Here is a 14,471-nt window from a genome sequence, read left to right as displayed (position 1 = left end):
GCACCCGATTCGTCCCGACGGGCCGTGGCGAATCTGCCCGGAGGTATCGAATCGACAACACGCCCACACCGATCGCCGGACTTCGGTAGCTTCGTTGCGACAGTCCTTTCCCGGGCCCACAGGCCACGAGTCGAACAAGGGCGGACCGCGACAATGAGCATCCCGATGACTGCGGGCGCGAACACTGCGTTGCAGGCCGCCGAAGTCCGCATCGAGGTCGGGGTGAGCGGACGGCAGCTCGACGTGTCGGCACTATTGGTGGCCCCGTCGGGCAAGGTGCGCAGCGACGCCGACCTGATCTTCTTCAACGCGCCCGTCGGGCCGGGGCTGCGTCACATGCCCGGCACTGCGCACGGTCCCGATGCAGTCTGCATCACCCTGGCCGCCGTTCCGTCGGCCATCGACAAGGTGGTGATCACGGCCAGCCTCGATCCCCCGGCCACCACGTTCGCGGGGACGAATCCACATGCCCGCGTCATCGATGCGGCGAACGGTGACCTGCTCGCCACCTTCGACCCGGCAAATCTCTCCGGCGAGACCGCCCTGATCGTCTTCGAGGTCTATCGGCGCGGCGGCGGATGGAAGCTGCGTGCGGTCGGGCAGGGCTACGCAGATGGTTTGGCCGGGATCGCAACAGATTTCGGTATCAGCGTGGACGACCCGGCCGAGACTGCGCCGACGGTGGAGCCGGTGGCGGTTCCCGCCGTCCCGGTGGCGACCCCCACCAACCCGGCGAACCATCGGCCGAACCTCGACAAAGGTCACGTGGTCCTCGGAAAACGCCAGTCGGTGGTGCTGACGAAGTTCGGCAAGCCACTGCAGAGCAAGGTCCGGATGGGACTCGGGTGGGATCCGGTCGCAGGCAAAGGCCGGATCGATCTCGACGCGTCGTGTATCGCCTTCGATGCGAATCGGAAGGTCGTGGCGACCTGCTGGTTCTTGAAATTGTCGATTCTCGATGGGGCGGTGGCACATTCGGGTGACAACCTGACCGGCGCAGGTGAGGGCGACGACGAGGTGATCTCCGTGGACCTGGGGCGGTTGCCCCATTCGGTCACCGGCCTGGTGTTCACCGTGAACTCCTTCTCGGGCCAGCGATTCTCCGACGTCGGGCGGGCCTTCTGCAGGCTCGTCGATCACGGGAGCGGCCAGGAGATGGTCCGATTCGAACTCTCCGACTCAGGCCCCACCACCGGGGTATTGATGTGCAAGATGGTTCGTGAACCATCTGGCTGGGTGATGACCGCGCTGGGCGAATACGCCGACGGGAAAACCGTGCGCAAGATGAAAAAGCCCGCCGCCGCGGCACTCTGAAGGATCACATCGTCATTTGTTGTCCGGTTTGCTCACATGTTGCCCGGGGTAACCACCGTCTGTCCGTGACTCGCGGCTCGGTAGGTCGGCTGAGCTGATCACTGCGTCGCAGCCCGCAGTCAAAGGAGGAACGATGAATCAGCCCCCACCGACAGATCTCTCGACCGTCCAGTTGATCGAACGCCTATCCGAGCAGACCTCCACCCTCGTCAAGACAGAAGTGCGGAACGCACTCGATGAGGTGAAGACGAAAGGTACAAAGCTCGGCATCGGCGTCGGCATCTCCGGAGCAGGTGCCCTGTTGCTGCTGTTCGGATTCGGAACACTCGTCGCAGCGGCCGTCCTGGGGTTGGCCACCGCGGTGGACCCATGGCTCGCCGCACTCATCGTCGCGGCCGTGCTGGTAGTCATCGGAGCCATCGCTGCCGCGATCGGCGCGTCTCGGGCCAAGAAGGCCGTGCCGCCGGCACCGCAGGCAACCGTGCACAGCATCCAGAGGGACATCAACACCGTGAGGGAGCATCTCTGATGAGCGAACCGACGTCATCGGGCGCAACACCCGAACCCGGAGCCACTGCGCCCACCGATGTGCCTCCGGTCGAGGAACAGCGCGCCGAGTTGGCCCAGACCGTGGACGCGCTGGCGCAGAAGTTCGACGTACCCACCCGTGTCAAGGCGGCTGCCGCAGACACCGCCCACACCGCGCAGATCAAAGCCAAAGACAACCAGCAGGTCCTGGCGACCTCCGGCGCGATCGGGGCAGTGCTGCTCGTCCTGCTCGTTGTTGTCCGTCGTCGCCGTTCGAAGAAGAGGGAGATCGTATGAGCGCCGTGTCCAAAGCCGCCTACAAGCCGCTGTCGATAGCCACCAGCGTCCTCGGTGGTGTCGTGGCGTCAGCCGCATTCGCTCAGGTCTGGAAGCGTCTGGGCAACGACGCCAAGGCGCCTGATCCCAAAGACCTCCAGAGGAGCAACACCGAAGTCCTGGTTGCCGCTGCACTGCAGGGCCTGATCTTCGGCCTCGTGAAAGCTGCGGTCGATCGGGCTGGTGCACGCGGCTACAAGGCGGTCACCCACGAAGACCCATCCTGATCGGGGCCCCTTCGCCACGGACTGGGACACCGCCCCGGATATAGCAAGAACCCGCGTTCTGCGTGATGCAGAACGCGGGTTCTTGTCTTCGTAGCGGGGACAGGATTTGAACCTGCGACCTCTGGGTTATGAGCCCAGCGAGCTACCGAGCTGCTCCACCCCGCGGCGGTAAACACAACGTTACAGGCGGGCACCTGCGAAGTGCAAATCGCCCGCCTGTAACGCCGGTCACGCTTCTGAACTGGGCAAATGCTAGCCCGTCGGCAGATTCTCGTAATCGCGCACCGCAGCCTGCAGATCCGTCTGTGCCTGACCGTAGGCGGTGAAGTTACCCGCCGAGAGGGCCTGCTGCATGGCGGTCAGGGCATCGTCCATCCGCTTGACGATCGCGTCTCGCTGGGGCGACGGCGGGACCGCGGCCTGACCGTCTGCCGGCGGCGGCGTGGGGGTCTGTCCCTGCTGCGGTTGAGTACCCGGCTGCACCACAGGAGCGCTTTCAGCCCCCGGGATCTGCGTCACGGAGGACGGATCGATCCCGACACCTGCGAGCGCTGCCGCGACGGTGGGCGCATAACCCACCCGAGGCGGCTGGCCACTGCTGTCGTCGTACCGCACGATCACACGGACCAGACGCGGGAACGTACCCGCTGTCGACTTCGCCTGCGCGTACATCGGCACCACGTTCAGGACCCCGTTGTCACCGACCGGCAACGTCAGCAGATTGCCGAAGGTGACATCCGCTGTGTTCTCGAGGTTCTTACGGCTCTCCGCCACGCGGGTGTCGGTCTCCATCGCGCTGAAGACCTGTTTGGGACCTTCACGCTGCGTGTTCGGCGGGAGATTCTTGATGGTGATCTGACCGTAGTTCTCCGGGTCGGAGGACACGGTCACGTACGCCGCCAAGAACTCCTGCTTCAGGACGTTGAACACCGACGTCAACTGGAACGAGGACCTCTTCGTCTCGGGATCGGAGGCGACAAAGTAGTACGGCGGCTGATCGAGCCCCCGGGTGACCGCAGCGCTGTCCGTCGGATCGGCAGGCACCGACCAGAAGGCGTCTCCCTGGAAGAACGTCTGCGGGTTGGTCACGTGGTACTTCGTCAGCAGCTGACGCTGGATCTTGAACAGATCCTCCGGGTAACGCACATGGTCGCGCAGGTCTGCGTTCTCCGCGTTGTCGAACTCCGCGCGCGACTTCACCGAATCGGGGAACACCTTCATCCAGGTCTTCAGGACGGGGTCCTTGTCGTCGAACTGGTAGAGCGTGACCTCGCCCGAGTAGGCGTCCACGGTGGCCTTCACCGAGTTTCGGACGTACGAGACCTGCCGGTTGACCTGGGTGCGTCCGGTCTGACCCTGATTGAGCTGCTGGGCATCGGTGGTCGCATCTTCGAGCGACGTCTTTTGCGCGTAGGGGAATGCGTCGAGAGTCGTGTACCCGTCGACGATCCACTTGACCGAGCCGTCGGCCATCACGGCCGGATAGGTCTTGGAGTCGACGGTCAGCCAAGGTGCGGCCTTCTTGACACGGTCACGAGGATCACGGTTGTAGATGATCTTCGACTCTTCGTTGATGGCCCCCGAGAGCAGCAGGTTGCGCTCGGTGTACTTGACCGCGTAGGCAAATCGGTTGAACCAGTCGGACAACGGCACGCCGGCGTCGCCCTGGTAGGTGTACTTGGGTGTGTCCGCGGTGTCGAACTCCCGCGGCGCACCGGTGTTGCCGACGATCGCGTAGTCGGGATTCACCTTGGAGATCAGTTCACCGAAGTAGATACGGGGCTGCGTCACCTTGATGGGCGCGTTCGCCTTGTAGTCGTCGGTCTGATAATTGCTCAGATCACTGACGTTGAAGACGGGCTCACCGCCGCCGTTGACGTCACTCTCACTGGAGACGGCTTCGTTCACGGTGTTGGCAGGAGCGGCGATGAAGCCGTTGCCGTGGGTGTAGACGGTGTGCTTGTTCAGCCAGTTCTGCTGGTTCGCCTCGAACCTGGTGGGGTCGAGTTCCCTTGCCGCGACCACGAAGTCACGCATCTCGCCGTCGACTGTGTAACGGTCGAGGGCAAGTTGGGACGGGAAGCCGTAGAAGTTCTGCTGACGCTTGAGCTGAGCGAAGGCCGGCGAGACGATGTTGGGATCGAGGAGCCGGATGTTCGACAGGGTCGGTGCGTCGGCGTCGACCTGATTGGCATTGGCCGGTTCACCGGTCCAGTTCGCCTGCGTCTTCACCCTGTCGTCACCGATTCCGTAGGCCGCCTTGGTGGCCTCGATGTTCCGGTTGATGAACTCGGCTTCCTTCTCGGCCGCGTTGGGCTTCACCGAGAACTGCTCCATGGCAGCGGGCCAGCCCACGCCGATGACCAACGCCGACAACAACATCATGGCGGTGGCCAGGGCAGGGATACGAAGGTCGCGAAGGACCACACCGGCGAAGAACGCCAAAGCACAGATGATGGCGATCGCCATGAGGATCAATTTCGACGGCAGCACCGCGTTGATGTCGGTGTAGCTGGCGCCGTTGAAGATCTCTTGCTTACGGGTGCTGCTCAGCAGTGTGTACCGGTCGAGCCAGTACGCGATGGCCTTGAGCAACAGGAAGGTACCGGCGATGACCGCCAACTGGATTCGCGCCGCGTTGGTCAGCGTTCCGCCGCGTCCGGCGAGACGGATCCCGCCGAAGATGTAGTGGGTCACCAAACTGACGACAAACGCGATCACCACGACGACGAACAGGTAGTTCAGCACGAAGCGGTAGAACGGTAGATCAAACGCGTAGAAGCCGACATCGAGGCCGAACTCCGGATCCTTGGTGCCGAAACTCTCACCGTTGAGGAACATCTGCACGGTGGACCACGAGCCCTGCGCGACCAGGCCCGCGAGAAGGCCGACCAGCAACGTTGGGATGATGGCAAACCACCGGATGCGGCTCATCACCACGGTGCGGTAGCGCGCGATCGGATCGCCTGGCCCACTCGTCGGAACGAACACCGGCCGACTGCGGTAGGCGAGCCACAACGCACCGAAGATGATCAGTCCGGCAATGGCGCCGCAGATGCCGAACAGCGCGATGCGCGTCCAGATGATCTTGCTGAAGACCGAGCTATAGCCGATGTCCTTGAACCACAGCCAGTCGGTGTAGATGGTGATGAGCCTCGGCCCCACCAGCAACACCACCAGAACGATGACGGCAGTGGCGATGAGCGCCTTGCTTCGCCGCGACAACGTCGGCATTGCTGCCGGACCCCGGATTCCCACGTGTTCTACTCCAACTTTTATGCCGGGGGCACCGCACCCGGTCTTGACCAACACTTTACTTTGCGGCGCCCCGCTACCTCGCTGAGCGTTGAAAGCCGAGAGAGCGGCCGGTATCGGCCCCTCTACTCCGCATTACTTAGAACAGTACCGATCGCAGCTGTGAACCGTCCTGTGCGTGTATGGCGTTGCTCACCGGCGGGTGAAAACGGGGGTCCCGGCCCCGCTGACAGGTGTGTTCGACCGGATCATTCGCCGCATACGGAGCCATAGATGTCACTATTGTCCGGTGACCGATCCGCAGCCGCCCGTCCTCTCCCCCGACGCCCTGGGAAGCGCGATCCGAGAAGTCTTGGAGTTCGTCGATGCCGCCGGCTGGGGTCAGCCGCCGCAGCTGTTCGCGCTCGTGCCCACCGCGTTGCTGGCAGACACCCAACCGGACTGGGTCGATGACCACGACACATCCGAGCTCACGCTCATCGAGCAGGCCCCGCTGCCCGTGTCGCCCGACAGTGGCATGGCCGAACTCGAGCATGTTCTGGCCACCACCAGCTGGCCACTGGAAGTCGAGGGGTGCGCCCTGGTCCAGGAGATCATCGTGTTGCCACCGGAGGCCGAGAGCGATCTGGACGAGGCACTGGGCCCGCTGCTCTCCGATCCCGACGCTGCCGACCACGCTGCGCGCAGCGCCGCCGAAGCGCATCCGGAGAGTCGCGGGGCGCGTCTGGCCGCAGCGGTACTGCGTGACGGACGGGCTCTGAGCCTCCTGCAGCTTGCCCCGGGCACAGAAGATGATCCCGACGCCCCGATCGAACTGCTGCAACACCCCGACTTGGCGCCCAACCTGCTGGCCGCTCTCGCCGGGACACTGGAGAACACCCCGCCCGAGGAATAGTCGGACGAACAGTGCTCAGGGCGGGCCGCGTTAGTGGTCAACAACCCGGTGGCGTGCGACCCGCTTCGAGTTCCTTCAATCCGTCGACTGCGTTCTGCAACGTGTCGACCTTGACCAGGGTCAGCCCGTCCGGTGTGTCGGATTTCGCCTCGGCACAATTGCCGGACGGGACCAGAAATGCTTCGGCGCCCGCATCTTTCGCGGCCCGCATCTTGTGCGTGATGCCGCCGATCTCGCCCACGTCCCCGTCCGGGGTGATCGTCCCGGTGCCGGCGATGAAGTCGCCGCCGGTGAGCTCTCCGGGACTCAACTTGTCGATCACGGCCAGAGTCAGCATCAACCCGGCCGACGGTCCGCCGATGTCACCGACGTTGAAATCCACGTCGAGTCCGGGGTCGCCGTTCTCCTCGGCGAGCGTGATGCCGAGGATCCCCTTCGACTCGTCGTCGGGATTGGCACCCAGGGTCACCCGCACCGTGACAGGGTTTCCGTCGCGAAGGACGTCGAGCGTCACCTCGGTGCCGGGGGCGAACCGGCCGAGCGCAGCCCGCAGGGCATTCGGGTCTTCGACGGCCACGCCGTCGACCGCGACGATGTCGTCGCCCGGTTCGAGCTTGCCCGCCGACGGTCCGTTGTCGTCGACACCACCGACCACCTGTTCCACCGGCCGCCCCAGATAGTTCAGTGCGGCAAGCGTCGCGGAGTTCTCCGAGCCGGTCATCTGCTGCTTGTTCTCTGCGTCCACCTCGTCGTTGGACTTGCCCGGCGGGTACACCCGGTCGCGCGGCTGCAGCTCATCGTCACCGGAGAACCAGAATCCCATCGCCTGGAACAGCGTCAGGTTGTCGGTCACCGAGACGGTGGTCAGGTTGAGGTTGCCCGTCGTGGGGTCGGTCTGCGTCCCACCGATCGCGACGACATCGATCATCTCGCCGTTCGACCCGTCTTTGAGCTGGCCCAGCGTGTTGACCGTCGGACCCGGGCCCAGTGCCACGTAGGGCACCTTCACCAGCGTGCCCAGCAAGACGAACGCAACCAGGAACGCCAACGCCACCAGCAACGTGGTGACCCGCCGGTATTCCGGGGCAACTCTGAGGGACTGCATTTTCACCAGGCCCAGCGTAGAGGGTGACCGTTCGCCGAGAGCGGATGGATTCGCAGGAGGATCCGGGCTGATGCGCCGGTACCGTAGAGGTATGAATGACTTGCCTTTCGGTTTCCATCCTTCGTCCGGCGACGACGGGGACGGTGACGAGCGCGGCAAGAAACCCGGCGATTTCGATCCCAATCAGCTCGGGCAGATGCTGTCGCAGCTCGGTCAGATGTTGTCCGGCATGGGAGCCGGTATGGGCACGGGCGGCGGTGGTGAGCCGGTCAACTACCAGGTGGCGACCTCGCTGGCGCGCCAGCAAATCGGCAAACACACACCCGTCAGTGATCGCGAGAAGTCTGCGGTCACCGATTCGGTCCGGTTGGCCGAGGTGTGGCTCGACGCCGTGACCACACTGCCCGCGGGAGTCACCACCACCGAGGCATGGACGCCGGTGGACTGGCTCGAGAAGACGCTGCCGGTGTGGAAGACATTGTGCAATCCGGTCGCCGAGCAGATGGCGACCACCTGGTCCAAGAACCTGCCCGAAGAAGCTCGAGACTTTGCCGGCCCCATGCTCGGCATGGTCACCCAGATGGGTGGGATGGCCTTCGGAACCCAGCTCGGGCAGGGACTGGGTCAGCTCGCGAAAGAAGTACTGACGTCCAGCGATGTCGGCTTGCCGCTGGCTCCCACCGGAACGGCCGTTCTGCTCCCCGAGGCGATCGCCGCGTTCAGCGAGGGCCTGGAACAGCCCAGCCAGGAAATCATCGTGTTCTTGGCGGCGCGAGAGGCCGCCCACGTGCGGTTGTTCTCGCACGTCCCGTGGCTCCGCCAGCGCCTGCTGGCGACCGTCGAGGAGTACGCCCGCGGGATCTCCATCGACTTCTCCGGCATCCAGGATGCCGCGGCGGGCATCGATCCGGCCCAGCTGCTGTCCGATCCGAGCAAGCTTCAGGACCTCCTCGGCGGCGGCGCGGCGTTCGAACCGAAGACCAGCCCTGCTCAGGAACACGCCCTTGCCCGCCTGGAGACGCTGTTGGCGCTCATCGAGGGCTGGGTCGAAACCGTTGTCTCCCAGGCTCTCCACGACCGGATTCCATCGGTGGGCGCACTCACCGAGACGATGCGCAGGCGACGGGCCACCGGTGGACCGGCCGAGGAGACCTTTGCCACCCTCATCGGACTCGAACTACGCCCGCGCAAGTTGCGCGAAGCTGCCGACCTCTGGCGCAAGCTGCTGGAGTCGTCGGACGTGACCACACGCGATGGCGTGTGGGCCCACCCCGACCTGGTTCCCGACGCCGACGACCTCGACCATCCGGCGGCGTTCATCGACCGGGTGATCGGTGGCGGAGTCGACGCCTTCGACGACCCGATCGCCCAACTCGAGAAGACCATCGCGGACGAGGCCAAACGAGCCGAGGAACGCCCGCCCACCGACGACGAGGGCGATCAGAAGTCGCCGGGCGCCTGAGTTCTTCTCCGCCGCATACGTCCTGCTCGAGCCGCATTTTGCCCTGTGGATAACTGACGTCGGCAGGGGTCGGTCACCACGTTGCGGTGGTTGAGTGGCTGCATGGCTGTTGTGATGTCTTTGCCCCGGTTACGGCCGGAGACGGTGATCGTGTTGCGTCCCGGCGGCCGGGTGCAGGTCGGATGCGACCCGGAGACCGCCGTTGTGCTCGAACCGCCGGTCCACGTTTCCCCCGCCCGTCTGGTCGGACTGCTGCGGTGGATGACCGGGCCCCGGTCGGTCACCGAGGTGACGGCCGCGGCGGCGGACATCGGGCTCGACCTCGACGAGGTCCGGGGCATTCTCGACCGTTTGGTTGCGGTCGGGATCGGACACCACTTACCGCACACGGGCGCCCAGCGCCCACTGACCATCCGTGTGCACGGCTCGGGACCACTGGCAAGCGCAGTCGCCAGAGCGGTCGCCGCAGGGGGCCACCGCGTTCGGCAATCGGTTCGGCGACCTCGACTCGCACCTGACCACCCGGACACGGAGAAGGCCTTCGCGACCTGGTCGGCCGATCTTGTGGTGCTGACCGACTTCCTCACGCACGACCCCTGGCTGATAGCGGATCTGATGAAGTCGCGGGTCCCGCACCTGACCGTCCGGCTGCGCGACGGATCCGGAGTGATCGGGCCGCTGGTGTTGCCGGGACTCACGAGCTGCCTCGTGTGCGCTGACCACCACCGGCGCGACCGCGACGCCGAGTGGCCCATCATCAGCGCCCAGCTGTTCGGTCAACGCGGGTGGGCCAGTCCGGCGACCATCGCGGGCACCGTGGCCTTGACCGTGGCGCAGATCGAACACATCACAGCTGTCACCAGCGCTGCAGCGTCGGCATCGGCATCGCCGGAGCACGATCCACCCACCACTGTGAACGCGACGATCGAGTTGCGGCCGAACGCATCATCTCTGCAGATCAGACAGTGGACGCCGCACCCGCTATGCGGTTGCGGCGTGCCGGCGTGATCTAAGCTCGAAGAATCGGAAAGGGGAAAACTCAATGGCTGAGATCACACGAGGTGGAGCACGGCGCAATGCCAAGCTCGCCTCGCTTCCGCTCGGGGTGGCAGGACGGGCGGCGACGGGGTTCGGCAGACGGTTGGCAGGTGGGGACCGTGATGAGATCGCCGCAGACATGCTCGAGAAGACCGCCGAGCAGCTGTTCGCCGTCCTGGGCGAGCTGAAGGGCGGCGCCATGAAGGTGGGTCAGGCGCTGTCGATCATGGAGGCGGCGATCCCCGAGGAATTCGGCGAACCGTTCCGTGACGCTCTCACCAAGCTCCAGGCAGAAGCGCCACCACTGCCAGCCGCCAAGGTGCACGGCGTGCTCGACAACCAGCTGGGCACCAAGTGGCGTGAACGGTTCAAAGAGTTCTCCGATGAACCGGCAGCCTCGGCGTCCATCGGCCAGGTACACAAGGCGGTGTGGCACGACGGCCGCGACGTCGCGGTGAAAGTGCAATACCCCGGGGCAGACCACGCCCTCAAAGCCGACCTGAAAACAATGTCGCGGATGACCGGACTGCTCAAACGTCTGTCCCCCGGTACCGACGTGAAGTCGATGATGGACGAGCTCATCGAGCGCACGGAAGACGAACTGAACTACACGAAGGAAGCCAACAACCAGCGGGCCTTCGCCAAGGGATTCGCCGACGACCCCAATTTCGTGGTGCCCCGGGTGGTTGCCTCTGCCCCCAAAGTTGTTGTGTCGGAATGGATCACCGGAACACCCATGTCGAAGGTGATCAAGAACGGCACACAGGAGGAACGGAACGACGCTGCGGCGAAGATGACCGAGTTCGAGGTCAGCTCACCGAAGCGGGTAGGACTGGTCCATGGCGATCCCCATCCGGGGAACTTCCAGTTCCTCGCCGATGGCCGGATGGCGATTCTCGACTTCGGCGCCGTGGGCATCTACCCGAACGGTCTGCCTGCGGCGACCGGACCGATCCTCCGGCTGTGTCGCGACAACAAATACGACGAGCTCAAAGAAGAGATGGTGCGAGCCAACTTCATCCAGCGCTCACATCAGGACAAGGTCACCCCGAGTGACCTCGAGGCGTACCTGCGTCCGTACGTTGATCCGCTCTACAGCGAGTCGTTCCACTTCACCCGCAAATGGCTGCAGCGGGCGGCGGGCGCGGCCTCGGATCCACGTGGCGACGTCTACCGCACATCACGAAACCTGAACTGTCCCAAGGAATATGTGATGGTGTTCCGGGTTCTCGGCGGCTGTGTGGGTATCGCAGCCCAACTCGACGCAGAGGCCCCCTATCGGGCGATCATGGAGAAGTGGGTCCACGGGCTGGCCGAGTAGAAGGCACCGGCTGATTCAGACACACGAGCGGGCGGTCTGTGTATTTCTCACAGACCGCCCGCTCTGTCGTCGCGCCGACGAGCTCATGCCGCCGTCTGGTTCTTACGTGGCCGTCCGCGGGGACGCTTACGGGCGATCACCACACCCTGATCGAAGATCTCTCCACCCCACACGCCCCACGGCTCACCGCGTTCGAGTGCTTCGGCCAGGCATTCCCGTCGTAGTGGGCAATCGGCGCACAAGGCCTTCGCCTGCTCGAGCTGACTCGGGTTCTCGGAAAACCACAGGTCCGCGTCGGCGTACTGGCATGGCAACTCGGTCTTGGATATGTCCAGTGCGAGCCCGCCGCCTATATATGACTCGAGTAACTCGGTCATCAGTTCCTCCACTGTCGAATGTGCTCTCGGATTTGTCTTGAAAACCCGGGCTCACAGTGGGGGAACTACAGATGTTCCACTTCACACAAGTGAGGCCACGGGTTCGCTGTTGCGACTTGCCGTGGCCTCGAATGAATTGATCTGTGTCAGATCGACGTTCGTCGGGGTCGCACGGGAAGCGCTGAGCGGTTTACCGCCGGAATCGCTGCTTTCGGAGCCAGGAGTTCCGGCTTCATGGCAGCGATTGCGGGGGTATGTCCGGGTCGCGGACGCAGGCCTTGGACAGGCAGATGCCACGACTCGCACACGCCGGCGGCGCTGATGAAATCGTTCACGGTTCCTGTCCTTTCCTGCTCGTTCGAGATGCACATTCGGTGCGATGTGGTGGCTCGGTGATCACTCGAACACATCGAGTAGCCCCTCGCCTTGGTGATGTGGATCAGCCTAAACGTCGACGCCGAGATTGCACAACCTATTTTTGACCTGCAGTTTTTCCGAGATCTCAGGCGAAGGATCGCCGACTGGTCAGCCCCCGCCGTTGTCGCGGACCAGAGCGAGCAAATCCTCGCCGTACTGGTCCAGCTTCTTGGCGCCGATCCCCGGTATGGCAACGAGCGCAGGCACATCCCCGGGTTGCTGCTCGGCGATCGCGATCAGCGTGTTGTCAGAAAAGACCACGTAGGCGGGAACCTTCTGTTCCTTGGCCCTGCCGCTACGCCACTCCTTGAGAGCGACCAGCAAACCCTCGTCGAGGTCGGACGGACAACTCTCGCATCGACCCAACAGCGAGGCGGTCTTGCCGAGAAGCGCTTTCCCGCAGACTCGGCAGCGCGGCCCCGATCGTTTCCGTTTCGGTTCGGCGATCCGGGAGGCGGGCGAGTCGTCCGGGACGAGATCGGCAAGAAATCTCGAACGCCGTCGCGAACGCCTGCCACCCTCATTGCGCGCGAGTGCCCACGACAGCTGCAGGTGTTCGCGCGCCCGGGTGATGCCGACGTACAGCAGCCGCCTTTCCTCTTCGATGGCCACATCGCCGGCGTTGATGGCCTGGCTGATCGGCACGGAGCCATCCACCATGCCCACCAGGAACACGGCGTCCCATTCGAGCCCCTTGGCGGCGTGTAGCGATGACAGCGTGACACCCTGCACGGTTGGTGGATGCCGCGCTTCAGCACGGGCTGCCAGTTCGCGGGACAACTCGGTCAGGGTGAGGTGCTCGTTCTCGTGCACCATCTCCTCGGTCAGATTCAACAAGGCCCGCAACGACTCCCAACGCTCTCGAGCCTGGGCACCGGCCGGCGGGTCGTCGCTCAGACCGAGCGGCACGAGGATGGCCCGCAGCAGGGTGACCACATCTGCCTCAGCAGGCAGGTCGTCACGGCCGGCGGTCTGCTGCACGGCCCGCATCGCCTGCCGGATCTCTGATCGAGCGAAGAACGCCTCGCCTCCCCGTACCTGGTACGGGATGCCTGCCGCGGTCAGCGCCTGCTCATGGGCTTCGGACTGGGCGTTGATGCGATACAGGATCGCAATCTCGGATCCGGGAACACCTTGGGCCATCAACCGTTTGATCGCCTTCGCGACGGCAGCGGCCTCAGCCGGCTCGTCGTCGTACTCGGCGAAATCCGGCGCGGGTCCGGGCGGTCGTTGCCCGATGAGCTGCAGGCGGGTACCCGCGATGCGACCGCGCGCGGCTCCGATCACGCGGTTGGCCAGACCGACCACCTGCGGAGTGGATCGGTAGTCGCGCTCGAGGCGGACCACCATCGCTTCCGGGAAGCGCCGGGAGAAGTCGAGAAGATAACTCGGGGTTGCGCCGGTGAACGAGTAGATCGTCTGATTGGCGTCGCCCACCACCGTCAGATCGTCGCGCTCGCCGAGCCAGGCGTTGAGCAGCGCCTGCTGCGCGGGCGTGACGTCCTGATACTCGTCGACCACAAAACAGCGATACCGGTCGCGGAACTCCTCGGCGACCACTGGATGGTCGTCGAGGATGGCCCGCGTCATGAGCAGCAGGTCGTCGAAGTCGAGGAGCTGATCCCCTGAGGGCGACACCTTGAGTTGTTCATAACGCTCGTAGACCAGCGCGACCTGTTCCGCCGGCATCGGCGCCTCTCGCCGCGACTTGGACACCTCTACCGCGTACTGATCCGGGCCGATCAACGAGCCTTTTGCCCATTCGATCTCCGAGATGAGGTCACGGAGAGAGTCGGTGGTGGTGGGCGCCCCAGCCGACCGGGCCGCGCGGGAGACCACGGGGAACTTGTTGTCGAGCAGTTCCCACTGGTTGTCGCCGATCGCCTGCGGCCAGAAGTACCTGAGTTGCCGCATGGCCGCGGCGTGGAATGTCAACGCCTGCACCGCGTTACCCGAACCGGCGATTCCCAGTGAACGGAGCCGGGTCCGCATCTCTCCGGCAGCGCGCGCCGTGAACGTGACCGCCAGCACCTGACTGCCCCGCACATGACCGTCGCCGACCAGGTGCGCGATCCGCCGGGTGATCGTGCGCGTCTTGCCGGTGCCGGCGCCTGCGAGCACACACACCGGGCCGCGAGGGGCGAGCACCGCCGCCTGCTGTTCGGGGTCCAGTGAGTCCATGCGCCCAGTATTCCA

The 14,471-nt window shown here is 64.6% G+C and carries 12 protein-coding genes and 1 tRNA gene; 8 read left to right on the top strand and 5 right to left on the bottom strand.

Features of this window, described 5'->3' with window-relative positions; all coding sequences use genetic code 11:
• The first annotated feature begins 153 nt into the window (after window positions 1-153).
• From ACVWY6_RS04050 to ACVWY6_RS04035, 4 genes are all read left to right on the top strand, one after another.
• Window positions 154-1,314, top strand: a complete 1,161-nt coding sequence (locus ACVWY6_RS04050; protein ID WP_457536282.1) for a TerD family protein — start codon at window positions 154-156, stop codon at window positions 1,312-1,314.
• A 133-nt stretch (window positions 1,315-1,447) separates the two neighbouring features.
• The gene (locus ACVWY6_RS04045) at window positions 1,448-1,843 is read left to right on the top strand and encodes a phage holin family protein (RefSeq protein ID WP_023955724.1); all 396 of its coding nucleotides are present in this window, start codon (window positions 1,448-1,450) and stop codon (window positions 1,841-1,843) included.
• Entirely contained in the window at window positions 1,843-2,139 is a 297-nt protein-coding gene (locus ACVWY6_RS04040) for a DUF3618 domain-containing protein (protein WP_457536281.1), read from the top strand. The genes ACVWY6_RS04045 and ACVWY6_RS04040 overlap by 1 nt, the downstream gene beginning before the upstream one ends.
• Window positions 2,136-2,405: a DUF4235 domain-containing protein gene (locus ACVWY6_RS04035; RefSeq protein ID WP_023955720.1), complete on the top strand. Its 270-nt coding sequence runs from the start codon at window positions 2,136-2,138 to the stop codon at window positions 2,403-2,405. Before ACVWY6_RS04040 ends, ACVWY6_RS04035 begins: the two co-directional genes overlap by 4 nt.
• Before the next feature lie 91 nt (window positions 2,406-2,496).
• On the opposite strand, the gene ACVWY6_RS04030 is transcribed toward ACVWY6_RS04035, so the two are convergent.
• Together ACVWY6_RS04030 and ACVWY6_RS04025 are read right to left on the bottom strand one after the other, a co-directional pair.
• Window positions 2,497-2,570 (bottom strand) — tRNA-Met (locus ACVWY6_RS04030).
• An 87-nt stretch (window positions 2,571-2,657) separates the two neighbouring features.
• The gene (locus ACVWY6_RS04025; protein ID WP_457536883.1) at window positions 2,658-5,639 is read right to left on the bottom strand and encodes a UPF0182 family protein; all 2,982 of its coding nucleotides are present in this window, start codon (window positions 5,637-5,639) and stop codon (window positions 2,658-2,660) included.
• A gap of 310 nt (window positions 5,640-5,949) precedes the next feature.
• On the opposite strand from ACVWY6_RS04025, the gene ACVWY6_RS04020 reads away from it, so the two are divergent.
• Window positions 5,950-6,555 (top strand): PPA1309 family protein, encoded by a 606-nt coding sequence (locus ACVWY6_RS04020; RefSeq protein WP_023955718.1) that lies wholly within the window; start codon window positions 5,950-5,952, stop codon window positions 6,553-6,555.
• 37 nt (window positions 6,556-6,592) lie between these two features.
• Here ACVWY6_RS04020 and ACVWY6_RS04015 read toward each other — a convergent pair whose 3' ends face one another.
• Window positions 6,593-7,660 (bottom strand): YlbL family protein, encoded by a 1,068-nt coding sequence (locus tag ACVWY6_RS04015; protein WP_023955716.1) that lies wholly within the window; start codon window positions 7,658-7,660, stop codon window positions 6,593-6,595.
• A 91-nt stretch (window positions 7,661-7,751) separates the two neighbouring features.
• Between ACVWY6_RS04015 and ACVWY6_RS04010 the strand changes: the two genes are divergently transcribed.
• From ACVWY6_RS04010 to ACVWY6_RS04000, 3 genes are all read left to right on the top strand, one after another.
• Window positions 7,752-9,122, top strand: coding sequence for a zinc-dependent metalloprotease (locus ACVWY6_RS04010; protein ID WP_457536279.1), 1,371 nt, complete (start codon window positions 7,752-7,754; stop codon window positions 9,120-9,122).
• A 102-nt stretch (window positions 9,123-9,224) separates the two neighbouring features.
• A complete protein-coding gene (locus ACVWY6_RS04005; protein ID WP_457536277.1) occupies window positions 9,225-10,130 on the top strand; it encodes a hypothetical protein in 906 nt (301 codons plus the stop codon).
• 34 nt (window positions 10,131-10,164) lie between these two features.
• On the top strand, window positions 10,165-11,481 hold the full coding sequence (locus tag ACVWY6_RS04000; RefSeq protein ID WP_457536274.1) for an ABC1 kinase family protein: 1,317 nt from the start codon (window positions 10,165-10,167) through the stop codon (window positions 11,479-11,481).
• 83 nt (window positions 11,482-11,564) lie between these two features.
• Here the strand turns inward: ACVWY6_RS04000 and ACVWY6_RS03995 are convergent, their stop codons facing one another.
• Together ACVWY6_RS03995 and ACVWY6_RS03990 are read right to left on the bottom strand one after the other, a co-directional pair.
• Window positions 11,565-11,858, bottom strand: a complete 294-nt coding sequence (locus tag ACVWY6_RS03995; RefSeq protein WP_051406386.1) for a WhiB family transcriptional regulator — start codon at window positions 11,856-11,858, stop codon at window positions 11,565-11,567.
• A gap of 525 nt (window positions 11,859-12,383) precedes the next feature.
• Window positions 12,384-14,456 (bottom strand): ATP-dependent DNA helicase UvrD2, encoded by a 2,073-nt coding sequence (locus tag ACVWY6_RS03990; protein WP_030164449.1) that lies wholly within the window; start codon window positions 14,454-14,456, stop codon window positions 12,384-12,386.
• Window positions 14,457-14,471 lie beyond the last annotated feature (15 nt).

Source organism: Williamsia sp. R60, from assembly GCF_054063855.1.
This window is presented reverse-complemented; position numbering and strand designations above follow the sequence as displayed.

Coding starts and splice junctions, on each gene's coding strand:
- ACVWY6_RS04050 (WP_457536282.1), top strand. CDS start 154: ATGAGCATCCCGATGACTGCGGGCGCGAACACTGCGTTGCAGGCCGCC.
- ACVWY6_RS04045 (WP_023955724.1), top strand. CDS start 1,448: ATGAATCAGCCCCCACCGACAGATCTCTCGACCGTCCAGTTGATCGAA.
- ACVWY6_RS04040 (WP_457536281.1), top strand. CDS start 1,843: ATGAGCGAACCGACGTCATCGGGCGCAACACCCGAACCCGGAGCCACT.
- ACVWY6_RS04035 (WP_023955720.1), top strand. CDS start 2,136: ATGAGCGCCGTGTCCAAAGCCGCCTACAAGCCGCTGTCGATAGCCACC.
- ACVWY6_RS04025 (WP_457536883.1), bottom strand. CDS start 5,639: ATGCCGACGTTGTCGCGGCGAAGCAAGGCGCTCATCGCCACTGCCGTC.
- ACVWY6_RS04015 (WP_023955716.1), bottom strand. CDS start 7,660: ATGCAGTCCCTCAGAGTTGCCCCGGAATACCGGCGGGTCACCACGTTG.
- ACVWY6_RS04010 (WP_457536279.1), top strand. CDS start 7,752: ATGAATGACTTGCCTTTCGGTTTCCATCCTTCGTCCGGCGACGACGGG.
- ACVWY6_RS04005 (WP_457536277.1), top strand. CDS start 9,225: ATGGCTGTTGTGATGTCTTTGCCCCGGTTACGGCCGGAGACGGTGATC.
- ACVWY6_RS04000 (WP_457536274.1), top strand. CDS start 10,165: ATGGCTGAGATCACACGAGGTGGAGCACGGCGCAATGCCAAGCTCGCC.
- ACVWY6_RS03995 (WP_051406386.1), bottom strand. CDS start 11,858: ATGACCGAGTTACTCGAGTCATATATAGGCGGCGGGCTCGCACTGGAC.
- ACVWY6_RS03990 (WP_030164449.1), bottom strand. CDS start 14,456: ATGGACTCACTGGACCCCGAACAGCAGGCGGCGGTGCTCGCCCCTCGC.